The sequence below is a fragment of the Caulobacter sp. P1_D6 genome, from assembly GCF_056406095.1.
The window spans coordinates 31,905-58,244 of record NZ_JBFUAW010000001.1 but is presented as its reverse complement, the minus strand read 5'-3'; the positions used below and the strand labels follow the sequence as shown (position 1 = coordinate 58,244).

Annotated in this window: 20 protein-coding genes and 1 tRNA gene; 11 read left to right on the top strand and 10 right to left on the bottom strand. The window is 68.4% G+C overall.

The genetic code is table 11. The features are described 5' to 3' along the window. Window positions 1-45 precede the first annotated feature (45 nt). The 3 genes from AC1DYP_RS00245 to AC1DYP_RS00235 all read right to left on the bottom strand — a co-directional run bounded on the left by AC1DYP_RS00245 (window position 46) and on the right by AC1DYP_RS00235 (window position 3,663). Window positions 46-120: transfer RNA gene (locus tag AC1DYP_RS00245), tRNA-Asn, on the bottom strand. A 206-nt stretch (window positions 121-326) separates the two neighbouring features. Next, window positions 327-2,579 carry a beta-glucosidase gene (locus AC1DYP_RS00240; RefSeq protein WP_477044615.1) on the bottom strand — a complete coding sequence of 751 codons (2,253 nt, stop codon included), beginning with the start codon at window positions 2,577-2,579 and terminating at the stop codon, window positions 327-329. Between the two features lie 61 nt (window positions 2,580-2,640). Beyond that, entirely contained in the window at window positions 2,641-3,663 is a 1,023-nt protein-coding gene (locus AC1DYP_RS00235) for a LacI family DNA-binding transcriptional regulator (RefSeq protein WP_477044614.1), read from the bottom strand. A gap of 676 nt (window positions 3,664-4,339) precedes the next feature. Between AC1DYP_RS00235 and AC1DYP_RS00230 the strand changes: the two genes are divergently transcribed. From AC1DYP_RS00230 to AC1DYP_RS00220, 3 genes are all read left to right on the top strand, one after another. After that, window positions 4,340-7,399 carry a TonB-dependent receptor gene (locus AC1DYP_RS00230; protein ID WP_477044700.1) on the top strand — a complete coding sequence of 1,020 codons (3,060 nt, stop codon included), beginning with the start codon at window positions 4,340-4,342 and terminating at the stop codon, window positions 7,397-7,399. A gap of 162 nt (window positions 7,400-7,561) precedes the next feature. Then, the gene (locus AC1DYP_RS00225; protein WP_477044699.1) at window positions 7,562-9,088 is read left to right on the top strand and encodes a tryptophan halogenase family protein; all 1,527 of its coding nucleotides are present in this window, start codon (window positions 7,562-7,564) and stop codon (window positions 9,086-9,088) included. A gap of 11 nt (window positions 9,089-9,099) precedes the next feature. Further along, complete coding sequence (locus tag AC1DYP_RS00220) at window positions 9,100-10,614, top strand: tryptophan halogenase family protein (protein WP_477044613.1); 1,515 nt, start codon at window positions 9,100-9,102, stop codon at window positions 10,612-10,614. On the opposite strand, the gene AC1DYP_RS00215 is transcribed toward AC1DYP_RS00220, so the two are convergent. The 4 genes from AC1DYP_RS00215 to AC1DYP_RS00200 are packed head-to-tail and all read right to left on the bottom strand — an operon-like array spanning window position 10,611 to window position 13,088. Then, window positions 10,611-11,300 (bottom strand): class I SAM-dependent methyltransferase, encoded by a 690-nt coding sequence (locus AC1DYP_RS00215; protein WP_477044612.1) that lies wholly within the window; start codon window positions 11,298-11,300, stop codon window positions 10,611-10,613. The two genes, AC1DYP_RS00220 and AC1DYP_RS00215, sit on opposite strands and share 4 nt — an antisense overlap. Further along, the gene (locus tag AC1DYP_RS00210; protein ID WP_477044611.1) at window positions 11,300-12,208 is read right to left on the bottom strand and encodes an NAD(P)/FAD-dependent oxidoreductase; all 909 of its coding nucleotides are present in this window, start codon (window positions 12,206-12,208) and stop codon (window positions 11,300-11,302) included. Before AC1DYP_RS00210 ends, AC1DYP_RS00215 begins: the two co-directional genes overlap by 1 nt. Beyond that, a complete protein-coding gene (locus tag AC1DYP_RS00205) occupies window positions 12,201-12,662 on the bottom strand; it encodes an Rrf2 family transcriptional regulator (protein ID WP_477044610.1) in 462 nt (153 codons plus the stop codon). The genes AC1DYP_RS00210 and AC1DYP_RS00205 overlap by 8 nt, the downstream gene beginning before the upstream one ends. A 57-nt stretch (window positions 12,663-12,719) precedes the next feature. Next, the gene (locus tag AC1DYP_RS00200) at window positions 12,720-13,088 is read right to left on the bottom strand and encodes a hypothetical protein (protein WP_477044609.1); all 369 of its coding nucleotides are present in this window, start codon (window positions 13,086-13,088) and stop codon (window positions 12,720-12,722) included. A gap of 265 nt (window positions 13,089-13,353) precedes the next feature. On the opposite strand from AC1DYP_RS00200, the gene AC1DYP_RS00195 reads away from it, so the two are divergent. The 7 genes from AC1DYP_RS00195 (at window position 13,354) to AC1DYP_RS00165 (ending at window position 21,644) form a co-directional block, all read left to right on the top strand. Further along, window positions 13,354-14,733 (top strand): DUF6880 family protein, encoded by a 1,380-nt coding sequence (locus AC1DYP_RS00195; RefSeq protein WP_477044608.1) that lies wholly within the window; start codon window positions 13,354-13,356, stop codon window positions 14,731-14,733. A gap of 54 nt (window positions 14,734-14,787) precedes the next feature. Further along, a complete protein-coding gene (locus AC1DYP_RS00190; protein ID WP_477044607.1) occupies window positions 14,788-15,294 on the top strand; it encodes a hypothetical protein in 507 nt (168 codons plus the stop codon). Window positions 15,295-15,377: 83 nt separating this feature from the next. Next, on the top strand, window positions 15,378-15,950 hold the full coding sequence (locus AC1DYP_RS00185; RefSeq protein ID WP_477044606.1) for a protein-L-isoaspartate O-methyltransferase family protein: 573 nt from the start codon (window positions 15,378-15,380) through the stop codon (window positions 15,948-15,950). A 141-nt stretch (window positions 15,951-16,091) separates the two neighbouring features. Continuing rightward, entirely contained in the window at window positions 16,092-17,582 is a 1,491-nt protein-coding gene (locus tag AC1DYP_RS00180) for a TolC family outer membrane protein (protein WP_477033305.1), read from the top strand. 117 nt (window positions 17,583-17,699) lie between these two features. Next, on the top strand, window positions 17,700-18,233 hold the full coding sequence (gene popZ, locus AC1DYP_RS00175) for a pole-organizing protein PopZ (RefSeq protein WP_477033304.1): 534 nt from the start codon (window positions 17,700-17,702) through the stop codon (window positions 18,231-18,233). 149 nt (window positions 18,234-18,382) lie between these two features. Beyond that, window positions 18,383-21,106 carry a valine--tRNA ligase gene (locus AC1DYP_RS00170; RefSeq protein ID WP_477044605.1) on the top strand — a complete coding sequence of 908 codons (2,724 nt, stop codon included), beginning with the start codon at window positions 18,383-18,385 and terminating at the stop codon, window positions 21,104-21,106. Window positions 21,107-21,179: 73 nt separating this feature from the next. Next, the gene (locus AC1DYP_RS00165) at window positions 21,180-21,644 is read left to right on the top strand and encodes a hypothetical protein (RefSeq protein WP_477044604.1); all 465 of its coding nucleotides are present in this window, start codon (window positions 21,180-21,182) and stop codon (window positions 21,642-21,644) included. Window positions 21,645-21,668: 24 nt separating this feature from the next. Here AC1DYP_RS00165 and AC1DYP_RS00160 read toward each other — a convergent pair whose 3' ends face one another. The 3 genes from AC1DYP_RS00160 to AC1DYP_RS00150 form a co-directional block, all read right to left on the bottom strand. Next, a complete protein-coding gene (locus AC1DYP_RS00160) occupies window positions 21,669-22,034 on the bottom strand; it encodes a hypothetical protein (RefSeq protein WP_477033301.1) in 366 nt (121 codons plus the stop codon). A 115-nt stretch (window positions 22,035-22,149) separates the two neighbouring features. Further along, window positions 22,150-22,830 (bottom strand): hypothetical protein, encoded by a 681-nt coding sequence (locus tag AC1DYP_RS00155; protein WP_477044603.1) that lies wholly within the window; start codon window positions 22,828-22,830, stop codon window positions 22,150-22,152. A gap of 123 nt (window positions 22,831-22,953) precedes the next feature. Further along, window positions 22,954-24,183, bottom strand: coding sequence for a serine hydrolase domain-containing protein (locus tag AC1DYP_RS00150; protein WP_477044602.1), 1,230 nt, complete (start codon window positions 24,181-24,183; stop codon window positions 22,954-22,956). Window positions 24,184-24,527: 344 nt separating this feature from the next. Here AC1DYP_RS00150 and AC1DYP_RS00145 point away from each other — a divergent pair, with 344 nt between their 5' ends. After that, window positions 24,528-26,315 (top strand): class I adenylate-forming enzyme family protein, encoded by a 1,788-nt coding sequence (locus tag AC1DYP_RS00145; RefSeq protein ID WP_477044601.1) that lies wholly within the window; start codon window positions 24,528-24,530, stop codon window positions 26,313-26,315. Window positions 26,316-26,340: the final 25 nt, after the last annotated feature.

The window sequence follows — 26,340 nt, the reverse complement described above, 5'->3', positions numbered from 1 at the left end:
GTCTTCCTGCCGTCTGATGGACATTAGCCATCGCGTGAAAAGCGATGGCTCCGCGGGTAGGATTCGAACCTACGACCAGCCGGTTAACAGCCGGCTGCTCTACCACTGAGCTACCGCGGAACAGGTCGCCTCAGGAAGAGGCCGGGTGATAGCCGCCGATTTGACTCGGTGCAAGCGCATTCGGACAAAAAAACAGCCCGGCTTGCGGCCGGGCTGTGGAAAGTCAGTGATGGTGGGGTGTCTTCAAGAAAGACCAGTCGAAATTCGGCCCTTATGGTTAATCGGGTCTTAATTTCGGCTGCGACCAAATAGCCTCAAGGGGTTGCTCAGGGCTTCATCAGGCCGACGGGCAGGGACTTGGCGGCGACCGCGACGTCGGCCTTGGCGGCCGTGTCGCGCGACGAGGCGCCCAGGGTGACGGTGTAGTCGCCGGCCGCGACCGACCAGCCGTGGGCCTGCTCGTTCCAGGTGGCCAGCAGGCGCGGATCGACGGTCAGGCTGACCTTGGTGGCCGCGCCCGGCGCCAGTTCGACCTTCTTGAAGCCGGCCAGGCGTTGGGGCGCTTCCCAGCCGCCCGCCTTGGGCGAGACATAGACCTGCGGCACGGCCTTGCCGGTCCGCTTGCCGGTGTTCCTGACGTCGAAGCTGACGGTCAGGGCGCCGCCCTTGGTCTCGGCCTTGAGGTTGTCATAGGCGAAGGTCGTGTAGGACAGGCCGTGGCCGAAGGCGAACAGCGGCTGGTGGCCCTTCTTGTCGAACCACTTGTAGCCGACCGCCGCGCCTTCGATCGTGTAGTCGACCGCGAACAGGTCGTCGGGCTTCTTGGGATCGCCGTCCAGCACCGGGCGGGGCAGTTGGTCCAGGGCGGCGGGGAAGGTGACGGGCAGGCGGCCCGAGGCGTCGACCTCGCCGGTCAGCACGCGGGCGATGGCCTCGCCGCCTTCCGAACCCGGGTACCAGGCCTCGACCACGCCGCCGACCTTGCCGAGCCACGGCATCAGCACCGGACCGCCGGTCTCCAGCACCACCACCGTCTTGCCGTTGGCGGTGGCGACGGCGTCGATCAGGGCGTCCTGGTCGTTCTCCAAGGTCAGCGGGCTGTCGAACGACTCGCCGTTCCACTGGGTGGCGAACACCAGCACCACATCGCTTTCGGCTGCCAGCTTGGCGGCCGCGGCCTTGTCCTTGCCGTCGGCGAAGCGGATGTCGGCGCCGGGCAGGCGGGCCTTCAGCGCCTTCAGGGGCGAGGAGGGGAAGTAGATCATCGGACCGGGCCAGGTGGCCGGGCCTTCGCCGGTCACCGCCCGGCCGCCGATCGGATAGACCTGAGAGGAGCCGCCGCCCGACAGCACGCCCACGTCGGCGTGGCCGCCGATCACGGCGATCTTCTTGGCCGAGGACAGCAGGGGCAGCAGGCCCTTGTCGTTCTTCAGCAGCACGACGCCTTCCTCGGCGTCGGCGCGGGTGACCTTGGCGTGGGCGGCGTAGTCGATCGTCGTGATCTTCACCGGCTTTTCGACCACGCCGCTGGCGAACAGGCCGCGCAGGATGCGGCGGGCCATGTCGTCAAGACGGGCCTGGCTGACCTCGCCCTTGGCCAGGGCGTCCTTCAGCGGGCCGCGGAAGAAGTTCTGCCGGTCGAAGGCCTCGCCGGCGGATTCCTGATCGAGGCCGGCGTTGATCGCCTTGGCGCTGGAGTGCACCGCGCCCCAGTCCGACATCACGTAGTTCTTGTAGGCCCAGTCCTGCTTGAGGACCTTGTTCAGCAGGAACTGGTTCTCGCAGGCGTAGTCGCCGTTGATCCGGTTATAGGCGCACATCACCGAGTGGGGATCGGAGTCCTCGATGGCGAACTGGAAGGCCAGCAGGTCGGAGGTGCGGGCGTCGGCCTCGCCGATCTTGGCGTCCAGCACGAAGCGGCCGGTCTCCTGGCCGTTCAGGGCGTAGTGCTTGATGGTCGAGACGATGGCGTTGGACTGGATGCCCTTGATCTGGGCCCCGACCATCTTGCCGGCCAGCCAGGGATCCTCGCCGCCATATTCGAAGTTGCGGCCGTTGCGCGGCTCGCGGACCAGGTTCACGCCGCCGGCCAGCATGACATTGAAGCCGGAGTCGCGGGCTTCGGAGCCGATCATCGCGCCGCCGGCCTGGGCCAGTTCGGGGTTCCAGGTGGCGGTGGTGGCCATGCCGGAGGGCAGGGAGGTGCGCTCGCGCTTCTTGGGCTCGCCGCCCTGGGTGGCCACGCCGACGCCGGCGTCGGTCTGGAACTGGGCGGGGATGCCCAGGCGCTCGATCCCCGGCACGTAGCCGGCCGAACCAGCCAGGGCCTCGGGAACGCGCTTGTACTTGGTCCCCATGTCGGCGCCGAAGAAGCCGAAGATGATCGTCAGCTTCTCGTCCTGGGTCATCGCCTTGACCGCGGCGTCGGCGCGCGCGTCGGCGTCCAGCTTGGGGTCGAGCCACGGCTTGGCGGCGGGGGCCGGGGCGGGCGCCTGGGCGCAGGCCGTGGTGGCCAGGGCGCCGGCGGACGCGCCGAGCATGAGGGCCAGGGTCAGGCCCCGCCAGGACTGTCGGTTCATAGTACCTCCCACTCTATTGTTGGCGCGGGCGAGAGCTCGCCGACGCGATAGGACTTCAGGTCTATCCGGCGCGGACCGGGCCGGTGGATTCGCGGATCACCAGGCTGTGCTGGGTGAGGATCGTCGCCGCCGACTTGCCGAGCGCCTCGTTGGCGTTCCAGGCGTTGAGGGCGGTGATGGCCCGCTGGGTCATCTGGTCGAAGGGCTGGCGGATGGTGGTCAGGGACGGCCAGATCGCGGCGGCGATCGGCGCGTCGTCGAAGCCCACCACCGACAGATCGTCCGGCAGTTTCAGGCCGCGCCGTTGGGCCTCCATGCAGGTGGCGGCGGCCATGTCGTCATTGGCTGCGAAGATGGCGGTCGGCGGGTCGGCCATGTCGAGCAGGGCCTGGGCGCCGGCCAGGCCGCCCTTGAAGCTGAAGTCGCCGGGGACGATCAGGGCGGGGTCGGGGCGCGGCTTGCCGGCGGCGGCGTAGGCCTCGTTGAAGCCGTTGCGGCGCAGGGTGCTGGCGGCGTGGTCGGGATGGCCGGCGATGTGGCCGATCCGCTCGTGGCCCAGGCTGAACAGGTGCTCGACCACCTCGCGGGCGGCGGCGCGGTCGTCCATGACGATGCTGGGCGACAGGGAATCGGGGCTGGTCGGCGAGATCAGCACGCAGCGCACGTCGTGCTCGCGCAGCAGGGCCTTGAGCGGGGCGAAGTCGCATTCGGGCGGCAGCAGCACCATTTCGCGGATGCCGCCCTCGGTCACGAAGGCGCGGATGCGGTCCTGCCAGCCGGCCATGTCGCCTTCGACCAGCTCGGCCGACAGGTGACGGCCGTTCTGCAGGCAGGCGACCATCAGGGCGTGGTGGATGCGGGTCTGATAGCCGCCGCTGGGGTCGCCCATCAGGATGCCGACCGCCGGGGCGGCCTGCGAGCGCAGGACGCGCGCCACGGTGTTGGGGTGGTAGTCGAGCGCCTGCATGGCGCCTCGAACCCGTTCGCGGGTCTTGGCGGTGACGCTCTCGTGATCGTTCAGGACGCGCGAGACGGTCTTGGGCGACACGCCCGCTCGCAGCGCCACATCGTGGATCGTCGCCATAACCTTTGCCGCACCCAACACTAGATGATCGCGCCGCCCGCTCCGATCACGCAGATCGCCGCCGCCCCGTTGATCAAAGCCATAGCTCAGCCCGACAACGATGTCATGTGACAGGACATTTATTTTGTCCACAAACGTCATCGATGAGGACATTTCGGGTCATGACGGGACATGCGATTCAGTCGATCCGGTGCGCCGTAAGGGAAATTCGATGCCGAAACATGGTCGATCTCGTAGGTGGGATGTCTTGCCGTGCTCAGCCGTGCTGCACTTGATATCAAGGGCGTATCGAACCTTAGATCCGTAAATTATCCAGGAAAAACAATGATACTTGTCGTTTGACTGCGCTGTCGGTGGTCCGGGCGGAGCGTGTTTTTGTACGTCTTGGCCACAAAATGACAACGTTGACATTTTGATTGACACGAGCGGGACATTTATCAATCTTGGGACACGGCTGGGGAGGGCGTGAGCCAGCGTATGCGTCGAGGGGCGCAGGGGTCGCCACAGGTTTTCACTTGAAAACGGGGCTCGCCGGGCAGGCTGGCGACCTCGGCGACAGGCGAAAAACGGATACAGCCCGCGTCGAAACCGGCGGGGGTGAAGAACGGCCATAAAAATATTTTGGGGAGCGAAGACCTTGTCCAATCCACGAAACCAGTCCGCGTTGGCCCGGGGGATGACCCTGGCGCTGCTGGCGGGCGCCTCGTCCATGGCGCTGGCCACGGGCGCCTACGCCCAGACGTCGGACGCCTCGCAGGTCGAGGAAATCGTCGTCACCGGCATCCGCGGCTCGCAGATGCGCTCGGTCGACGTCAAGCGGCGCGAAGCCTCGATCGTCGACGCGATTTCGTCGGAAGACATCGGCAAGCTGCCCGACACCACCATCGCCGACTCGCTGCAGCGCATTCCTGGCGTGCAGATCAAGCGTGACGCCGGCGAAGGCGCGACCGTCAACATCCGCGGCCTGGCCCAGGTCATCACCCTGTTGAACGGCGAACAGTATCTGAGCGCCGGCAACATGGGCTCGGCCCAGCCGAACCTGCTGGACGTTCCCGCCCAGCTGATGAACCAGGTGCTGGTCTACAAGTCGACCGATCCGACCAACGCCCTGTCGGGCATCACCGGCACGATCGACCTGCGCACCCGTCGTCCGTTCCAGATGGAGCAGGGCTTCTCGGTCGCCGGCGGCCTGGAAGGCCAGCGCGGCGAGCGGACCAAGGAAAACGACTACCTGATCAACGGCCTGGTCAACTGGCGCAACGAGCGCGTCGGCCTGATGATCGCCGCCACCGCCAGCAAGGCCAACCTCGGCAACAACTCGTCGGGCGTCGTGGGTCTGTCGGGCAACAACGACTGGGGCGGTTCGGCCGCCAACAACTTCATCTCGCCGCACGGCTTCGAAAGCTTCCACCGCGAGGTCGAGCGCAAGCGCCTGGGCGTCAACGTGGCCTTCGAGGCTGACCTGGGCGAGGGCTTCACCCTGGTCGCCGAGGGCTTCTACGCCAAGCTCGACGAGTATAACCGCGCCGCCGGCATCAACATCTCCAACCGCTGGGACGGCGGCGCCTTCGGCGTCTGGACGACCCCGACCGTGTTCGATCCCACGGGCCAGAACAGCACCGGCAACGGCCGTCCCTGGGTGGCGGTCGACGAGTACGACATCAACGCCTGGTGGGTGAACAGCTTCTCGGTGAACCGCACCACCAAGTCGGAAACCAAGAACTACAACCTCGAACTGAAGTACGACAACGGCGGCAACTTCACGAGCGAAGTGCGGGCCATCCGCGCCAGCGGCGACCGTCTCAGCATGAACGGCCAGGCCCAGGGCGACCTGAGCAACTGGCAGTACGCCGACGGTCGGTTCAACCTGTTCCGCAACGCGGCCGACCGCACGCGCGGACCGTTCTATCCGGCGGCGATCTGCGCCCAGTATCCGACCTCGCAGCGCAGCAACGCCATCTCCGGCAGCGCCGGCGGCTGCTACCTGAACCCGAACCCGCAGGGCTACGGCGCCAACCCGCAGCTGCACTACAACATCGGTGGCAACAAGGCGGTCTGGAGCGGCTTCGACCGCCCGCTGGTCGGCGGCCTGGGCGCGGGCAAGACGCTCAAAGACTACATGGCCAACAAGGACAGCTACGCCATCGGGGCCTTCTCGTCGGAAGGCAACAACGAGGTCGAGTCCGACATGAACGTGTTCCGCGCCGAGGGACACTACAAGTTCGACGACAAGTTCCTGGGCTTCATCACCAAGATCGACGCCGGCGTTCGCCAGAGCGACCGCTCGGTCGACGTCGAGGCGTTCCACCTGTTCTCGCCGTTCTACGGCGGCGTTCCGGGCGCGGTTCAGGCCAACGGCACGCCGGTGCCGGCCGCGGGCTGCTTCGCCCAGTGGAAGGCCATCGACGTCGTCATGGACCAGAACCAGTGCCAGGCGGGCGAGTTCGTGCCCAACCCGGCCGGCGGCGCGCCGATCTTCCAGGGCTACACCGTCAACCGCCCGACCAAGATCGACGCCTACAACAACGTCATCTGGATGGACGACCTGGGCTCCATCACCCAGGGCATCCCAGGCTTCTGGGTCGTCGATCCCCACGACTTCGACGACGTGAAGTCCTTCCAGGAGAAGGTGTTCGGCGCGGCGGTCCGCTATCAGATCCCCGGCGTGACCTATGACGTGACCCTGAAGGAGCAAAGCGCCTACGGCGCGGCCAACTTCGAGATCGGCAAGCTGTCGGGCGACGTCGGCCTGCACGTCATCCAGACGCACCTGCTGGTGAAGCAGAACCTGACGGGCGACACCCAGAACTACGGCGACACCAACCTGGATGTCGGCGACACGGTCACCAGCCGCAAGTACACCGACTGGCTGCCGTCGTTGAACGCCGTCTACGACGCCACCGACAACCTGAAGTTCCGCTTCGCCTATTCCAAGACGATGCAGCCTCTGGACCTGCAGAACTACGGCGGCGGTCTCAGCATCGCCACCGCGGACTGCGGCACCAAGCCGGGCCGCTGCGTGACGGGCGCCAGCTCTTCGGGCAACCCGTACCTGAACCCGTGGCGTTCCACGAACCTGGACGGCGCGGTCGAGTACTACTTCGGCGGCGCCTCGATGGTGAACCTGTCGGTGTTCAAGCTGAAGATCGACAGCTTCGTCACCGGCGGCACCACCCGCGGCACCTTCAAGGACCAGGACGGCACGCCGCGCGAAGTGAACGTCACCCAACCCATCCAGGGCGACGGCGGTTCGGTGAAGGGTCTGGAAGCCGGCACCAAGCTGGCGTTCAGCGACCTGCTGCACGACGGCGGGTTCTTCTCGAACTTCGGTATCGACGCCAACGCCACCTACTCGCCCAGCTCGGAGTCGCGCCTCGGCCTGGACGGCAAGAAGCTGCCGTTCACCGACAACTCCAAGTACCAGTACAACCTCGTGGGCTGGTACCAGGACGACAAGTGGCAGGCCCGTATCGCCTACAACTACCGGACCGATCGCCTCAACAGCGTCACCGGCAGCTCCGGTGACAACCTGGCGGTCTTCCAGGACGCCACGGGCTTCGTCGACGTGAACCTCAGCTACGACGTTCGCGACAACGTGGTCGTCTACCTGAACGGCTCGAACGTGACCGGCGAGATCGAGAATTACTACGTGCGGTTCGCCGACGGTAAGACTCAGTACTTCAGCCAGAACGAGTTCGAGCCGCGCTACACCATCGGCATCCGCGCCAAGTGGTGATCTAGCCTAATCCTTCCCTGCGGGCCGCCGTGACCCCTGTCACGGCGGCTTCTTTTTTCGAGCGGGGCGGCTAGCATGAGGTTCAAGACGGGCGTTCGAAGTCCGCGACGAGGAGCCGTGAAGCGCTTCGATCAAGGGTAGGAAGCAACCATGCAGGACAGCATGCGGGATCGGCGGATCCGCGACATCGTCATCGTCGGCGGCGGCACCGCCGGCTGGATGGCGGCGGCCAGCCTGAAGCATCATTTCGGCGGCGCGCCGGTCGACATCACCCTGATCGAGTCTTCCGAGATCGGCACCATCGGGGTGGGCGAGGCGACGATCCCGACCATCCGTCGCTTCTATCAATCGTTGGGTCTGTCGGACGTTGACGTGCTGCGGGCCACCGGCGGCACCTGTAAGCTGGGCATCCGCTTCAACGACTGGCTGAAGCCCGGCTCGTCGTTCATCCATCCGTTCGGCCTGTACGGCCAGGACCTGAAGGGCGTGTCGTTCCATCACTACTGGATGCGCCTGCGGGCCTTGGGCGAGGCCGCGCCGATCGGCGACTATTCGCTGGGCGCCAGCCTGGCCGCCGGCGGCAAGTTCACCACGCCCTCGCGCAATCCGCCCTCGACCCTGTCGGTGTTCGACTGGGCCCTGCATTTCGACGCCAGCCTGTTCGCCCGCCTGATGCGTCAGGTCGCCGAGCAGAACGGCGTGCGGCGCATCGACACCAAGATCGTCAAGACCAACCTGCGCGCCGAGGACGGCTTCATCGAGTCCGTGTCGCTGGACACCGGAGCGACGGTGGCGGGCGACCTGTTCATCGACTGCTCGGGCTTCCGCGGCCTGTTGATCGAGGAGGCTCTGCACACCGGCTACGAGGACTGGAGCCAGTGGCTGCTGTGCGACAGCGCCCTGGCCGTGCAGAGCGAAGGGAAGGGCGCGCCGCCGCCCTATACCGACGTCACCGCCCATGAAGCGGGCTGGCGCTGGCGGATCCCGCTGCAGCACCGCTGGGGCAACGGCTACGTCTATTCCAGCCGTCACACCACCGATGAGGCGGCGAGGGCGGTCCTGACCGGCGCTCTGGATGAGCGCTTGCTGCACGAGCCGCGCAAGATCGGCTTCCATCCGGGACGGCGCCTGAAGGCCTGGAACAAGAACTGCATCGCCCTGGGCCTGGCCTCCGGCTTCCTGGAGCCGCTGGAGAGCACCAGCATCGCCCTGATCGAGACGGGCATCGAGAAGATCAAGTCGCTTTTCCCCAACCGGGACTTCGATCCGGCGGTGGTCGACGAGTTCAACGAGATGTCGCGCCTGGAGATGGAGCGCGTCCGCGACTTCATCATCCTGCACTACAAGCTGAACCAGAGAACCGATGACCCGACCGGTTTCTGGACCCATTGCCGCGAGATGTCGGTCCCCGACACCCTCCAGAAGAAGATGGACCTGTGGCGCGCCCAGGGGCACTTCGTCCGCTACCGCTGGGAGATGTTCTCCCAGCCTAGCTGGCTGGCCATCTATGCCGGCTTCGACCTGCTGCCGGAAACCTACGACCTCAGCGTCGACGGTTTCGACCCCGGTCAGCTTACGGAAGCCCTGGGGCAGATGCGCAAGGCCGTGGCCGACACCGTCGCCGCCACCCGCACCCACGGCGAATTCATCGAACAGTACGCCCGTCCCCAGCCGGTCGCGGCCGAGTAGGAACAAGACAGATGGCCCACCTGAACAAGATCGTCATCGTCGGGGGCGGCTCGGCCGGCTGGATCTGCGCGGCCATGCTCAGCCACTATTTCCAGAACGGCCCGACGCAGGTCGAACTGGTCGAGTCCGAGGAGATCGGCACGATCGGCGTGGGCGAATCCACCATCCCGCCGTTCCTCCAGCTGATCCGCACCTTGGGGATCAACGAGCAGGAATTCATTCAGGAAACCCAGGCCGCCTTCAAGCTGGGAATCCGGTTCGAGAACTGGCTGGAGAAGGGCGACGTCTACTACCACCCGTTCGGCCAGATCGGCGGTCCGTTGGAGGTCAACGAGTTCTACCAATGCTGGCTGCGGGCCAAGCAGAACGGCCATCCGTCGAAGCTGCAGGACTTCGCCCCGGCCACGGTGATGGCCGACACCGGCAAGTTCATGCTGCCGGCCAAGGCCCAGCGCACGATGATCGCCAACGCCAACTACGCCCTGCACGTCGACGCCAAGCTGGTGGCGCTCTACCTGCGCCGGTTCGCCGAGGCGCGCGGCGTCAAGCGCACCGAGGGCATCGTCACCGACGTGGCCACCCGTCCCGACGGCGGCGTCGCCAAGGTGATCATGAAGGACGGCCGCGAGGTGGCCGGCGACTTCTTCATCGACTGCTCGGGCTTCCGGGCCCTGCTGATCGGCAAGACCCTGGGCGAGCCGTTCCGCGACTGGGGCGACGTGCTGCTGTGCGACCGGGCCATCGCCGCCCAGACCGAGAACGTCGGCCCGCCCCATCCCTACACCCTGGTCCAGGCCCAGGACTTCGGTTGGCGCTGGCGCATCCCGCTGCAGCACCGTTCGGGCAACGGCTACGTGTTCTCCAGCAAGTATCTGAGCGACGACGAGGCCGTCGCCACCCTGATGAGCCAGGTCCAGGGCGAGGTCGTGCTGGGCCCGGCGATCATCCCGTTCAAGACCGGCGTGCGCGAGCGGCCCTGGGTCAAGAACTGCGTGTCGATCGGCCTCTCCTGCGGCTTCATCGAGCCGCTGGAATCCACGGCCCTGCACCTGATCTACAAGGGCATGGACTATCTGCTGCGGTTCATGCCCGACATGGACGCCGACCCGACCCTGGCGGCCGAGTACAACCGCCGGATGGTCGCCGACTACGAGGAGATCCGCGACTTCATCGTCCTGCACTACGTGACCACCCGGCGCGACGACACGCCGTTCTGGCGCGACTATCAGAAGGTCGATCCGCCGGAGAGCCTCAAGGAGCGCATCGCCCTGTTCAAGGCGGCCGGAGTGCTGCGCGACGGCGTCGACGACATGTTCCGCGCCCCCAGCTGGCAGTCGGTGATGGAGGGCATGGGCGTGCGGCCCGACCGCTACCAGCAGTTGGTCGACCGCATCCCGCTGAGCGTGATCATGAACCTGATGGACAAGTCGGCCCCCATGCTGGCCGACTTCGTGGCGACCCTGCCCAGCCATGAGGAGTTCCTGCGAACCCATTGTCCCGCCGCGCCTTTCAAGCGCTCGGCTTAGGCGGCGTCCGCCTTGCGGGCGACCCAGCCCCGAAAGGTGAAGGCGGCGTAGAACAGGCTGACGTCGACGAACCCCGCCTCGGTCAGCAGCGCTTCGTCTTCCTCGGGCGACAGGATCGGCAGCCTTGCGCCGATGGCCTGGCCGGCGCTTTCGGCCTGGATCGACGGCGTGCCCGAGGCGGCCGCGAACGCGGCGTAGCGTGACAGCCACAGGGCCTGGTCGCCTTCGCCTTGCGGGAAGCTGTGATGCGCCACGACGAAGGGCGCGCCGGGCTTCAGCCGCCGGTGGATCTCGGCCAGCGTCGTCCCGCGGTCTTCCTTCGCGATGAAGTGGAAGGTCAGAAGGCAGGCCGCCGCGTCGAACGGCCCCTCGGGCGCGTCCTGGATGTAGCCCTCGTGCAAGGTGGCGCGTGTGTTCAACGGACCCAGGGTTCGCGTCGCCAGCTTCAGCGTCTCCGCCGACGGATCGACGCCGTCGAAGGTCCAGCCAGGCTGCATCTCGGCGAAGCGCTTCAATTCCAGCCCGCCGCCGGCCCCGAGCACCAGCACGCGCGCGTCGTCCTCGCAGCGCTCGGCGAGCAGGAGGCCCGCCATGCGCTGGAGGTCGAGGAAGCCCGGCACTAGCCTCACGGGGCCCTCGGCATAGCGGGCGACGGCTTCGGGATCGGAGAAGGCCGACACGCTCATCAGGCCGCCAACAGCGCGTCGCGGATCAGCGACTGGTGCGCGCCCACCCCCGCCAGCACGCCGTCGGCCGAGGCCAGGGTGGCGTTCTGCATCGGCCGCGCCGCGTCCCCGGCCGCGAACACGCCGGGCACGGTGGTGGCCTTCCAATCGTCGGCCCGGATGATCGGACCCAGCGGCCCGTCGTCGAAGGCGCAGCCCAGCGATTCCGCCAGCGGGCTGGCCATGCGCTGGGCCGGGGCCACGAACAGGGCGCTCAGCGGCACGACGCGGCCGTCCGCCAACTGGACCGCCGTCAGGTCGGGCGCGTCGCCCATCAGGGCCGTGATCGGGCTGCGCTCGATGGCGACGCCGCGCGCGTCTAGCAGGGCGCGCTGCTCCTGGTCCGGCTCGAACCGCCCCTGGGTGAACAGCGTGGTCGGGCCCCAGTCCGGGATCATCGCCGCCTGATGCGCCGACATCGGATGACTGGCCAGCACGCCCAGCGGCCGGTCCCGATGCTCGTAGCCGTGGCAGTAGGGGCAGTGCACGACGCTGGCGCCCCAACGCTCCTTCAGGCCCGGCAGGTCGGGCAGGACGTCGACGACGCCGGTGGCCAGGACCAGCTTGCGGGCCCGCACCGTCCGGCCGCCGGCCAGGGTCACCACGAAGCCGCCGGGGACGGCCTCGGCGCTCAGCGCCTCGCCCTTGGCGATCTCGGCCGTGGGATAGGCCGCGACCTGGCAGCCGGCCTCACGCACGATCTGGGCCGGCGGCTTGCCGTCCTGGCCCAGGAAGCCGTGCGAGGCGTCGGCGAAGCGGTTGCGGGGCAGGCCGGCGTCGACGACCAGCACCGTGCGTCGGGCGCGGGCCAGCTGCATGGCGGCGGAAAGGCCGGCGAAGCTGCCGCCGACGACGATCACGTCAAGCATGAGGGTGATCCTTGGGCTGGGGAATGCGGGAGACGTCGATGCCCTCGAACAGGTCGGCCAGCGAGATCGTGGCCAGCTTGCGGGCCAGCAGGGCGCGGGCTTCGGCCACCGCCTCGTCCAGGGCGGCGTTGACGGCCTTCTCGATGGCGCAGCCCGGCATTTCCTCGGACTTTCCCCCTCCTGGCGTTCCCAGGGCGATGACCGGCTCGTCCAGCGCGTCCTGGACCTGAGCGAGACTGACGTCGGTGAGCGCTCGGCCCAGCCGCCAGCCGCCGCCGTGGCCCTTGGTCGAGGCGACGATCCCTGCCTCTCGCAGGCCCGCGAAGGTGCGGCGGATGACCACCGGATTGGTCCCCGCGCAGGCGGCCATGTCCTCGGAGGTCATGGGATCCCGACGCTGGGCCATGTGCAGCAGCACGTGCAGGGCGACGGAAAGGCGGCTGTTCGGTTTCATGTAATTTCAAATGTTACATGATGGGGCGCGGCGCAAGAGGGCGGCGAAATTATCGCGTCAGCGCCAGGTCTTGGCCTGGGTGATCGCGGCGGGTTCGGACAGTAGGGCTTCGAGAGGGCGACCGGCCAGGGTGCAGGTCGCGGTCTTCACCGGGCCGCCGCCGGTGATCTTGCAGGTCAGGGACTGGGAGAAGGTCGCGGCCATCAGGCGCTGGCGGTCGACGGGCAGGGCGGGGACGGCCGGCGCGATCCGCAGCGGGATCCACTGGTCGGGCGTCGGACCCCGGGCGACGCAGAGGGTGCGGCCGTCGATGACGTGCAGGACCGGCCCGCTGACGACCTGGCCGGCGGCGGGAGCCGGGGCGCGGCAGGTCTGGGCCAGGGAAGTCTGGGCCAGCGCCGGCGCGCCGAAAGACAGGGCGGCCAAGGCGACGGCCGCCGCTCCCGATCTCGCCCAGCCCCTGGCCATGTGGATAAGTCCTCTGAACGGGGACTCAACACGGTCGACGACTTCGCGTTCCCGGCGGAGCCCGTTGAAACCACTGGCGTTTGTGATCTGTTGCTGAGATGACGCAGGCCGCGCCGACCGCCCGTATCGTCGTGGTCCCGGGCCGTCGTGCTAAAGGAGGCGGACGGTCGCGGCGACTCGGCCGCGGGCGAACGGACACGGACGGAGAACTCCGCTGGCGACGGTGAAGCGTACGGGATCGCGGAAGACGCTGACGACGGCCAATCTGGCCGCCCTGGGCGCGGAGCGGCTGGCCGAACTGCTGATCGACGTCGCCGAGGGGCACGCCCAGATCAAGCGTCGGCTGCGCCTGGAGCTGGCCGGCGAGATCGGCCCCGAGGACCTGGCCGCTGAACTGGCCAAGCGCATCGACACCGTCGCCGACAGTCGGGCCCGCATCCACTGGCGCAAGCACAAGGAGTTCGTGCGCGAGCTCGACATGCAGCGCGCCCTGATCGCCGGGCGGCTGACCGCGCTGGACCCGACCCTGGCCCTGCCGACCCTGCTGCGGTTCCTGGGCCTGGCCGAGGGCGTGTTCCACCGCACCGCCGACGCCAAGGGCGAGGTCGAGGCGGTGTTCGACGCGGCCGTTGACGACGTGGCGGCGATCGCGCCCCTGGCCTTGCCCGATCCGCGAGCGCTCGGAGATCAGCTTCTGGACCTGCTGCTGCATGGCCGGGCGGGGCTGGGGCCGCGTGTGCTGAAGAACGCTCTGCCGGCCTTGGGCGCTCAAGGCGTCGCCACGCTGCGGGGGCAGGTCGAGACGACCATGGCCTCGCAGAAGCGGGTCAGCGGCGCGCTGAAGGCCGCCGTCCAGGTGCTGGCCGACGCCCAGGGCGACGTCGACGGCTACATCGCCCAATTCACCGACTCCCAGGCCGTCCTGCCGCCGATCGGGGCGCAGATCGCCCGACGACTGACCGCGGCGGGCCGCCTGGACGAGGCCGTGAAGGCCTTAGACCGCTCGACGCCGGGCTCGTTCGCCCAGCTGGTTGGGGCGGTGCTCGGCCGGCCTTCGTTGCCTGGGCCGGGCGCCCTGGACTGGGAGGACGCCTATATCGAAGTGCTGGAGGCCCGCGGGCAGGGCGACCTGGCCCAGGACATGCGCTGGGCCAGTTTTGAACGCGGCCTGTCGGTCGAGCGGCTGCGCGACTACCTCAAGCGCCTGCCCGACTTCGACGACGTCGAGGCCGAGGACAAGGCCCTGGCCCATGCCGAGGACTTCCACGACCCGCACGCCGCCCTGGATTTCCTGATCCGCTGGCCGGCCTGGGACCGCGCCGCGCGCCTGGTGCTGCGCCGGTTCGGCGACCTGGACGGCGACCGTCCCGAGTTGCTGGAGCCCGCCGCCCGGGCCATCGAGGGCCGCCACCCGCTGGCCGCCACCCTGCTGCTGCGGGCCATGATCCTGGACACCGCCCGCTACGCCCGCACCGCCCGCTACAAGGACGCCCAGCAGCAACTGCTGGAGGCCGCCTCCCTGGTTCCCGCCATCGCCGACTGGCAGGGCCATGAGGACGCCGACGCCTTCGCCGCGCGGGTGGCCGGGTACAGGCGCTGGTAGTTTTTCCGGCCGGCCCTATGCTCCGGCGCAAGGTCAAGCTTGATGGACGTGCCCATGCGTATTCTGCTCGCCGCGTGTGCGGCGTTGATCTGCGGCGCGGCCAGCGCCGCTGAAACGCCGATGAACCGCGACGCACAGTGGATCTATCGCGAGCGCAACGGGGATGGCCGCGGCGAGCCGTCGGCCACCTTCCTGAGCTGGGCCTACACCAGCGTGCTTTTCCAGGCGCGCTGCCAGCGGTCGACCCACACCGTCACCTTGAGCTTTTCGGACAGCTCCGACACGGACTTCCGCAAGGAATGGGATCATCGCCCGCTGACCGTCGTGCTGGGCAAGCGACGGGTGGCGTTCAAGACGTTCGTGGGCATACCTGAAGACACCAACTCGCCGGAGGCCCGGTCCATGCTGACCGGAACGCTGAAGGTCACCCCCGCCGTCCTGGCCGCCTTCACGCAGTCGGCCGGGACCGAGGTGTCGATCGAGGCCCCGGAAGAGGAGTACGGCGAATGGTTCGTCGGCAAGGCCGAGCCCCTGCGGCGGCTGGTCAAGGCCTGCGCCTGACATTCGACCCAAAGCCCTGATTGCCTAGACGGGAGCGGCGGACCTATAAGCGGGCTGAAAATTCCAGCCCTTCGAGGGAATCCATGAGCTCCGATTTCGCGGCCGCGCGCCTGAACATGGTCGAAAGCCAGATCCGCACGGCCGACGTCACCGATCTGTCCCTGCAGGACGCCCTGCGCGTCGTGCCGCGCGAGGCCTGCGTGCCCGCCGGCAAGGGCTATCTGGCCTATGCCGACGCCGACGTCGAATACGCCCCCGGCCGCTGGCTGCTGCGTCCGCGCGAAGTGGGCAAGCTGCTGCAGCACCTGCGTCCGCGCGAAGGCGACAAGGCCCTGGCCATCGCCGCCCCCTACGCCGCCGCCGTGCTGGAGAAGATGGGCCTGCAGGTCACCCGCCTGGACGGCGAAGACCTGACCGTCGTGCCCGGCGCGAACTACGACGTGATCATCTGCGAAGGCGCGGTGCCGCGGGCTCCGGCCAGCTGGACCAAGGCCCTGGCCCAGGGCGGCCGCCTGGCGGTGATCGAACGCGACGGCCCGGTCGGGCGAGCCATGATCTACGTGCAGGCCGAGGACGGCGTCGGCCGCCGCGCCGTTTTCGACGCCACCCCGCCAATGCTGGCCGGTTTCACCGTCGAACGGGGCTTTGCGTTCTGACGACTTCCAGTCCAGAAACAACGACGCAACGTCTGCGTGAAAAAAGCTTAACTAGCGGCCTATGGTCTCTCGCCTTACAGCCGATCATATAGGTGCGGCGTCGCGCCGGGTCTGGCGAAGGTTTCGTGGGGAATGAACTTGATGTCGAATAGCCGTCGGGCCGCTTTGCTGGCCGCCGCTTGCAGCATGGGCCTCATGGCGGGCCTGGCTTCGGCCGCCCAGGCCGAGACCCTGGCGGACGCCCTGGCCCTGGCCTATCAGACCAACCCGACCCTGCAGGGCCAGCGCGCCAGCCAGCGCGTCACCGACGAGGGCGTGGTCCAGGCCAAGACCGCCTTCCGCCCGACGTTGAACGCGACCGCCGACGCCACGGTCTCGCGCACGGATCTGGCGAACCCGACCACCGCCATCGTGGGCGGCCAGGTCGTCACGCGCGACCACACGACCGGCAGCGGCAGCGGCGCCAGCCTGGCCCTGCAGCAGCCGCTCTATACGGGCGGCCGCGCCAGCGCCAACCTCACCGCCGCCCAGGCCGACGTGCTGGCCGGCCGCGAAGACCTGCGCAGCGTCGAGCAGTCGGTGCTGGGCAACGTCATCCAGAGCTATGTCGACGTCCGCCGCGACCAGGAACGCCTGCGCATCGCCCAGGAGAACGTCAGCGTCCTGAACCGCCAGCTGGAAGAGTCCAAGGCGCGCTTCGAGGTCGGCGAGATCACCCGCACCGACGTGGCCCAGTCGGAGGCCCGCCTGGCCGCCGCCCAGGCCAGCCAGTCCTCGGCCCAGGCCATCCTGGCCGCCAGCCGCGCGGCCTACGCCGCCGTGGTCGGCCAGAACCCGACCAACTTGGCCCCCGAGCCGTCGCTGGCCGCCCTGCTGCCCAGCAGCGTCGAGCAGGCCTTCGACCTGGTCGACAAGAACAACCCGCAGATCCAGGCCGCCCGCTACGCAGAACAGGCCGCCGCGGCCCGCGTCGCGGTCGCCAAGGCGGCCTATCGCCCGACCGTCGGGGCCCGCGCGGGCTTCGACACCGACGCCACCCGCACCAACGGGACAGGACGCGACTTCGGCGACTACAACCGCGGCTACACCGCCTCGCTGACCGCCTCGGTGCCGCTGTTCACCGGCGGCCTGATCAGCTCGCAGGTGCGCGCCGCCCAGGAGCGCGAGAACGCCGCCCGCACCCAGGTCGAGGGCGCCCAGCGCTCGGCCCTGCAGCAGATCTCCACCGCCTGGAACAACCTGCTGGCCTCGCGCGCCAACCTGGTCTCGAACGAGGAACAGGTCCGGGCGACGCGCATCGCCTTCGAAGGCGTGCGCCAGGAGCAGCAGGTCGGCCTGCGCACCACCCTGGACGTGCTGAACGCCCAGCTGGAACTGGCCAACGCCGAGGTCGCCCTGGTCGTGGCCCGCCGCGACGAATACGTGGCCAGCGCCAGCGTCCTGCAGGCCATGGGCGTGCTGAACGTCGCCAACCTGGCCCCCGAGGTCGAGCGCTACGATCCGGTCAAGTCATACGACAAGGTCAACCACGCCTTCGGCTGGGTGCCGTGGGAGCCTATCGTGCAGGTGGTGGACAAGGTCGGCGCCCCCTCGACGGCGGTCAAGGGCGAGCCCAAGCCGGCTGGCAAATAGGGCGAATTGGCGCGCCCGCCATCCTTGAGCTTGCTTAAGGCGCGCAAGTCTGCACCATCGCTGTAAGCGTCCGCCAGGGCGCCTACAGGATTCGTACCCCTTCGAGACGACTCGCACATGTCCGACCAGAGCCCCCAAGAACCGACGATGGAGGAGATCCTCGCCTCCATCCGACGCATCATCTCGGAAGATGACGCGCCGGCGGAGGAGGCGGCGGCGCCCGAAGCGGAAGCCGCGCCCCTCGCCGAGGAAGTCCCGGCCGAGGACGATGTCCTGGAGTTGACCGACCCGATCGAACCGGCCGCGCCGGTCGAGACCATGGGCGACATCGACGTTTATTCGCCGGAGCCCGAGCCGGAACCCGCGCCGGCCCCGCCGCCCGCGCCCGAGCCGGAACAGATCCAGGGCTTCTCGCGCGACGAAGTGGCCGACAACCTGGTGGGCGACCACGCCGCCAGCCTGGCCGCCACCGCGTTCGGCAGCCTGAGCTCGGCCCTGCTGATGCCCAAGGACGGCCGCACCCTGGAAGACGTCGTGCGCGAACTGCTGCGCCCGCTGCTCAAGGAGTGGCTGGACCAGAACCTGCCGCGCATCGTCGAGACCAAGGTCGAGGAAGAAGTCCACCGCATCGCCCGCGGTCGCAGCGTATAATCGACCGTCATCCCCGCCTCGGCGGGCGGTGACGGACCGGAAATTCGAAGGCGGTCGCTCCGGCGACCGCCTTTTTCCGTCTAAAAATCCCAGATGAACCAAGGCCCAAGGTTTCGCCCGGCGGCCGCAGATGGCATATCCCCAGCGCCATGCTTGAAAAGACCTTCGATCCCAAATCCGTCGAGCCCCGTCTGTACGCCGCCTGGGAGGCCTCCGGGGCCTTCAAGCCGAGCGAGGACCCGAACGCCGAGACGTTCACGATCGTCATCCCGCCGCCGAACGTCACCGGCAGCCTGCACATCGGCCACGCGCTGAACAACACGCTGCAGGACGTGCTGACGCGCTTCCACCGCATGCGCGGCAAGTCGGCCCTGTGGCTGCCGGGCACCGACCACGCCGGCATCGCCACCCAGATGGTCGTCGAGCGCCAGTTGGCCGCCGCCGGCAACATCGGCCGTCGCGAGATGGGCCGCGAGGCCTTCGTCGACAAGGTCTGGGAATGGAAGGCCGAGAGCGGCGGGGCGATCACCAACCAGCTGCGCCGCCTGGGCGCCAGCTGCGACTGGTCGCGCGAGCGCTTCACCCTGGACGAGGGCCTGTCGGCCGCCGTCCGCAAGGTGTTCGTCCAGCTCTACAAGCAGAAGCTGCTGTATCGCGACAAGCGCCTGGTCAACTGGGACCCGCAGTTCCAGACCGCCATCTCCGACCTCGAGGTCGAGCAGAAGGAGGTCGACGGCCACTACTGGCACTTCGCCTATCCGCTGGCCGACGGCGTGACGTTCCAGTACCCGGTCGCCTTCGACGACGAGGGCAAGGCCACCGAGTTCGAGACCCGCGACTTCATCGTCGTGGCCACCACGCGTCCGGAGACGATGCTGGGCGACACCGCCGTGGCCGTCCATCCGTCGGACGAGCGCTACAAGGACCTGGTCGGCAAGGATGTGATCCTGCCGATCGTCGGCCGCCGCATCCCGATCGTCGCCGATGACTACGCCGACCCGACCAAGGGCTCGGGCGCGGTCAAGATCACCCCGGCCCACGACTTCAACGACTTCGGCGTGGGCAAGCGCCACGGCCTTCCGGCGATCAACATCCTGACGCCCGACGCGCGCCTCAACGACGAGGTCCCCGAGGCCTATCGCGGCCTCGACCGCTTCGCGGCCCGCAAGGCGATCGTCGCCAAGGCCGAGGAAGACGGCTGGCTGCGCGAGATCGAGAAGACCAAGCACATGGTCCCGCACGGCGACCGCTCGGGCGTGGTCATCGAGCCCTACCTGACCGACCAGTGGTACGTCGACGCCAAGACCCTGGCCCAACCCGCCCTGAAGGCGGTGGAGGAGGGCGCGACGGTCTTCGAACCGAAGCACTGGGAAAAGACCTACTTCGAGTGGCTGCGCAACATCGAGCCCTGGTGCGTCTCGCGCCAGCTGTGGTGGGGCCACCGCATCCCGGCCTGGTTCGGCCCGGACGGCCACATCTTCGTCGAGGAGACCGAGGAAGAGGCGCTGGCCGCCGCCATGCTGCACTATGGCGACGAAGCCCCGATCCTGAAGCGTGACGAGGACGTGCTGGACACCTGGTTCAGCTCGGCCCTGTGGCCGTTCTCGACCCTGGGCTGGCCCGAGAACACCGACGACCTCAAGCGCTTCTATCCGACCAGCACCCTGGTCACCGGCTTCGACATCATCTTCTTCTGGGTCGCCCGGATGATGATGATGGGCATCCACTTCATGGGCGAAGTCCCGTTCAAGCAGGTGTTCATCAACGCCCTCGTCCGTGACGAGAAGGGCGCCAAGATGAGCAAGTCCAAGGGCAACGTGATGGACCCGCTGGTCCTGATCGACGAACTGGGCTGCGACGCGGTGCGCTTCACCATGACGGCGATGTCGGGCCAGGCCCGCGACATCAAGCTGTCGAAGCAACGCATCGAGGGCTACCGCAACTTCGGCACCAAGCTGTGGAACGCCTCGCGCTTCGCCCAGATGAACGAGTGCGTCCGCGTCGAGGGCTTCGACCCCGGCTCGGTCAAGCAGCCGATCAACAAGTGGATCCGCGGCGAGACGGTCAAGACCGCCGCCGAGGTGACGCGCGCCCTGGAAGCCCCGGCCTTCAACGACGCGGCCGACGCGCTGTACCGGTTCATCTGGAACGTGTTCTGCGACTGGTACGTCGAGCTGGCCAAGCCGATCCTGAACGGCGACGACGCCGAGGCCAAGGCCGAGACCCGCGCCACCGCCGCCTGGGCGCTGGACGTGATCCTGAAGCTGCTGCACCCGGTCATGCCGTTCATCACCGAGGAGCTGTGGGACAAGACCGCCGAGTTCGGCGCGCCCCGCACGGGCATGCTGATCGTCGAGACGTGGCCCGAGCTGCCGGAAAGCTGGATCGATCCCGAGGCCGAGGCCGAGATCGGCTGGCTGGTCGACACCGTGGGCGAGATCCGCTCGATCCGCGCCGAGATGAACGTGCCGCCGGGCGCCAAGCCGCCGCTGACGGTGATCGGCGCCAGCGCCGAGACCAAGGGCCGTCTGGCCCGCCACCGCGATCTGCTGCTGACCCTGGCCCGCCTGGACAGCGCCCGCGAGGCCGATGCGGCCCCGACCGGTTCGGTCCCGATCGTGCTGGGCGAGGCGACCGGCGCCCTGGCCATCGCCGAGTTCATCGACCTGACGGCCGAGAAGGCGCGGCTGACCAAGGAGATCGCCAACCTGGTCGGCGAAATCGAAAAGACCGCCAAGAAGCTGAACAACCCCGACTTCCTGGCCCGCGCCAAGGAAGAGGTCGTCGAGGAGAACCGCGAGCGCCTGGCCGAGGCCGAAGCCGCCAAGGCCAAGCTGGAAGCCGCCTTGGCGCGCCTGGAAGCGGTGGGCTAGGGCGCCGTCGATTGTGGTCCTCGCGGTTTGGGTTCACCCTCTTGGGGTGAAGCCTGATCGCGGGGGGACGAATTTGGCGCGTTCGAAGGCAGGATGGATCGCGGCGGCGCTGACCATGACGGCGGCGCAGATCGCGACGCCCGCGACGGCGATGGACCTCACGTCCGATTGCGACGGCGGCCGGCTCGCCGAGGCGTCACGACTGCTCGACCACGCGGAAACGGCCTGGCTGGGCCGGGTCTCCAGCGTCCGGACGGGGCGGACGACCGGCGGCGGCGGCGCGATGATCGTCACCGTCAACGGCAGCTTTCGCGTTCGCCCGACCCTCGCCCTCAAGGGAAAGCCGCCCAAGCCCGTCACGGGGCGGTGGTTCATGACCTGGATCGATGACGGCCAGATCGTCGGCTACAAGCCCGACAAGGACGAGACCTATCTGGTGCTGGTCGGGCGCGGCGGGCCGCTCCTGGAGCGCACCGCCTGCGTCAGCGGGCTGGCCAAGCTGGGCAGCGCGGCCGAACCGGCGCCGTCCTCCCCCTAGGACAGGACGGCGCTCGGCCTTCGGTTACTTCTTCACGCCCAGCATGCCTTCGATCTCGGCCTTGCTGGCGTTGATCAGGGTGGCGCCGTCCTGGACGGCCAGGTTGTTGACGGCGACGGCGAAGGTCTTGTCGTCCATCTTGATGGTGGCCATCGACTTGCCGGTGGCGTCGGGCTTGACCTCAGCGACCGAGCCGATGACCACGCCGGTGTTGTCCTTGACCGGCTGGCCGGCCGTCACGGGCGCGGCGGGGGCGGCCGGAGCCGGCGTGGTGGCCGCCGCGGCGGCCGGATCTTGAGCGGGAGCCGCCGGGGCGGTGGTCTGCGCCAGGGCGGGGGCGGCGATGGCGAGCGCGATCGTGGCGGCGCCGAGGGTCAGAAATGAACGCATGCGGTTTCCCATCTAATCGAAACGTCCCCCGACGTTCCGTTAGGCTGACGCGACTTTGGGGCGTCGGCGGGACGATGATGCGGTCAAAATGGGTCGAGGGTTGAACGCGGTTCGCTCAGCGGCTTTCGGGCGGCGGACGCCAGGATGGAGAGGGAGGCGGGGACTGCGACTGCGACTGCGACTGCGACTGGGGCGGGACCGGGCCCGGGGGCGAGGATGAGCAAGGCATCCAGTAGTACTGGCGGTTCGCGCCATCCCATGCCCACGAGCCGCAGGCCGCCGACGGGGCGTCGCCTTGCGCGGCGGGCCTGTCGCCATAAGCCGGCGGAGGGCCTTCGTCGCGATCGTCGTAGACGGTCTCGGAGCGCTCGATGACCACGGTCGGGGCGGCGTAGTAGCTCGGATAGCCGTAGTAGCCGGGATAGGCGCCCCACCCGTATCCGTACGGATAGGAATAGGCCGACCCCAGGGCCAGACCGAGCCCGACGCCGCCGGCATATCCCCAGTAGCCGCCATAACCGTAGCCATAGCCGCGATGGCCGTAGCCCGCGTAGCCGTAGCCTCCATGGCGGTAGCCGCCATAGCCGCCGTGATAACCGCCTCCGCCGTGATAACCGCCTCCACCATGGCCGCCGCCTCCGCCATGGTAGCCGCCGCCACCGTGGCCGCCGCCGCCGTGATGACCACCGCCGCCCCCTCGGCCGCCGCGCGATTGCGCCTCGGCCGACGACGGCGCGGCCAGCAGGGGAACCGCCAGCAGGCAGACGGACGCGAGCGCTGTCAGAAGGATTTTCATCTGGACCTCTCCGCGAGGCCGAGGGTCATGCGGCCGACGGCCATGTTGTCGGCGCGGCAGGCGTCGCAACCGCTTCAAGATAGGCCCGATCAGGCTCCAGCGAAAGCGTCTCGCGTCGAACCCTCACCGCCCGTAGACGGCGTCGCGCACTTGGGTCGTGAAAGGCCCGTTCATGCCCTCGAACGCGGTGTTGGTCATGATCACCACCGTCAGGCGGTTCTTGGGATCCACGAACCAGTTGTGGCCATAGACCCCGCCCCAGGCCAGCGTGCCGGCGCCTTGCGGGGTCTTGGCGACGGCGGGGTCGTCCAGCACCGCCCAGCCATAGCCGAAACCCCAGCCCGGGCCCTGGGTCGCCGCCTGGACGCCGGCCTGGTCCTTCATCATCTCGGCCACGGTCGAGGCCTTCAGGATCGGCGCGCCGCCCTGGCGCACGGTCTCCAGCAGGGCCAGGACGTCGCCGGCCGTGCCGACCATGCCCGCGCCGCCGGACGGGAAGGCGGTCTTGTCGGTGGCTCGGCTGGGCGCGAAACGCACGGCGCCGGCGCCCAACGAGACGTCCAGATTGTCGGTCATCCGCTTGGGCGCGGGCTGGGCGTTGAAATAGGCGGCGGTCAGGCGGGTCGGATCGCGGGCGACGAAGCCGGCGTCGGTCAGGCCCAGGGGCCGGGTCACGCTCTCGGCCACGACCTGGGGCAGGGGCTTGCCCGTCGCTTTCTCGACCACCGAACCCAGCACGTCGATGGCCAGCGAATAGCGCCAGGTCGAGCCGGGCGGGAAGGCGAGGGGCGCCTGGCCCAGGCGGCGCATGTTCTCGTCCAGGGTCAGGCCCGAATTGTCGATGCCGTCCGAGACGCCGAGCTGATGGTAAGGGTGCGACGCCCGCTCGGCCAGGCCGTAGGTCAGGCCGCTGGTGTGGTTCAGCAGTTGGCGCAGGGTGATGGCCGGCGTGGTCCCGTCGGCCAGCTTCGGCTTGAAGTCCGGCAGCCATCTGGTCACCGGCTCGTCCAGCCGCAGCGTGCCGTCCTCGACCAGCTTCATGACCGCGACGCTGACGAACGGCTTGGTCACCGACGAGAACCGGAAGACCGCGTCCTCGCGCATCGGGCGCCCCGCCTCGCGGTCGGCCAGGCCCGCCGCGCGGTGGTAGACGACCTTGCCGTCGCGGGCGACCAGCACCACCGTCCCGACCAGCCGCTGCTCGGCGACGGCGGCGTCGACCACCTTGTCGAGCCGGGCGGCGAGGGCGGCGTCCGGCGCGGCGGCGACGGGAACCGGCGGCGGGGCGGCCAGGCTGGGAACAGCCAGGGCCAGGCTGGCGGCGACGGCGAGGCTCGAGATCCACGGACGCATGCGGGCGACTCCCTGTTTTGGGAATCTGAGGTAGGGCGATCCGCGAGGCGCGGCAAGCCGGCGCCCAAGGCCCTCCCCCTGTGGGGGAGGTGTCGGCGAAGCCGACGGTGGGGGAGTGATCGGAAGCCGTCGCAACTCGGATCAGCGATCCGTGAACTCCCCCCACCGGCCTTCGGCCGCCTCCCCCACAGGGGGAGGGCCTGCCCGGCGATGCAATCCATGCATCTAACTTATCATTGTTCCCTTATGTTCGAACGGATGTTTGCATCGCGTCGTCGGCTGTGCTTTTCCTTGCGTGAACGTGCCCGTCGAACAAGGCGCGACCACATACCGGGAGAGTAACGATGACCCAGGCCGCTTCAGCGACCACTGGCGCGCCCACCGCCGCTCCGACCACCCCCGCCATCCCCTGGCCCGCCATGTCGGTGCAGCAGGCCTACGCCATGATCACCGCGCCAGGCTCGCCCGGCGAGATGGAGGAGATCGACATCCGGGGCGTGAAGACCCGGGTGTGGAAGAACTGCCCGCCGACCTTGCGCGACACCCTGCTGGTGGGCCGCGCGCACGGCGACAGGATCTACCTGGTCCATGAGGACGAGCGGGTCAGCTTCGAGGCCTTCTACCGCGCCGCGACCGTGTTCGCCGCCGAGCTCGAAGCGGCCGGGGTCAAGAAGGGCGATCGGGTCGCCGTGATCATGCGCAACCTGCCCGAATGGCCGGTGGCCTTCTACGCGGGCCTGTCGATCGGCGCGATCCTGACCCCGCTGAACGCCTGGTGGACCGGCCAGGAGCTGGAATACGGCCTGGTCGACAGCGGCGCTTCGGTGGCGGTCATGGACGTCGAGCGCTACGAGCGTCTCAAGGAGCATTTCGACAACTGCCCCGAGTTGAAGCGGGTCTATGTCAGCCGCTCCAAGGAGGACATCGCCCACCCGTACGTGAAGCGGATGGAGTCGGTGATCGGCTGTCCCAACGACTGGATCAAGCTGGACGAGAAGCCGCTGTCGACCGTCGAGCTGGGCCCGGAGGACGACGCGACGATCTTCTACACGTCTGGTACGACCGGAAAGCCGAAGGGCGCGCTCGCGACGCATCGCGCCGTCAACAGCAACATCTTCGCCGCCGCGGCCGCCGGGGCCCGCAGCTTCCTGCGGCGCGGCGAGGCGCCGCCCCAGCCCGATCCCAGCCTGCCGCAAAAGGGTTCGCTGATCTCGGTGCCGTTCTTCCACGCCACCGGCTGTTTCGCGGTGATGAACCCCTCGCTGTTCGGCGGGGCCAAGCTGGCCATGATCCGCAAGTGGGATCCGGAAAAGGCCATGCAGCTGATCCAGGACGAAAGGCTGACCCAGATGGGCGGCGTGCCGACCATCGCCTGGCAGATCATCGAGCATCCCAGCCGCCCCAACTACGACCTGTCGTCGCTGGAGACCGTGGCCTACGGCGGCGCGCCCTCGGCGCCGGAGCTGGTGCGCAAGATCAAGGAGATCTGGCCCAAGTCGCTGCCGGGCAACGGCTGGGGCATGACCGAGACCTCGGCCACCGCCACCAGCAACTCGGCCGAAGACTACGAGAACCGTCCCGACAGCTGCGGCCCGGCCGTGCCGGTCACCGACCTGAAGATCATGACGTTGGAGGCTCCCTACAAGGAGCTGCCGATCGGCGAGGTCGGCGAGCTGTGGTGCAAGGGCCCGCAAGTGGTGAAGGGCTACTGGAACAAGCCCGAGGCCACCGCCCAGACCTTCGTCGACGGCTGGGTGCGGACCGGCGACCTGGCGCGGCTGGACGAAGAGGGCTTCTGCTACATCATCGACCGGGCCAAGGACATGCTGATCCGCGGCGGCGAGAACATCTACTGCATCGAGGTCGAGAACCTGCTGTACGAACACCCGGCGGTGATGGACGCGGCCCTGGTCGGCATTCCGCACAAGACCCTGGGCGAGGAACCGGCGGCCGTCGTGACGCTGAAGCCTGGCGCCGAGGCCTCGGAAGCAGAACTGCGCGCCTTCGTCGCCGATCGCCTGGCCGCCTTCAAGGTGCCGGTGAAGGTGGTGTTCTGGCACGAGACCTTGCCGCGCAACGCCAATGGCAAGATCATGAAGAACGAGCTGAAGAAGGTGTTCGTCGAGGGATAGGCGAACGCCCCTGGTCAGGAGGCGG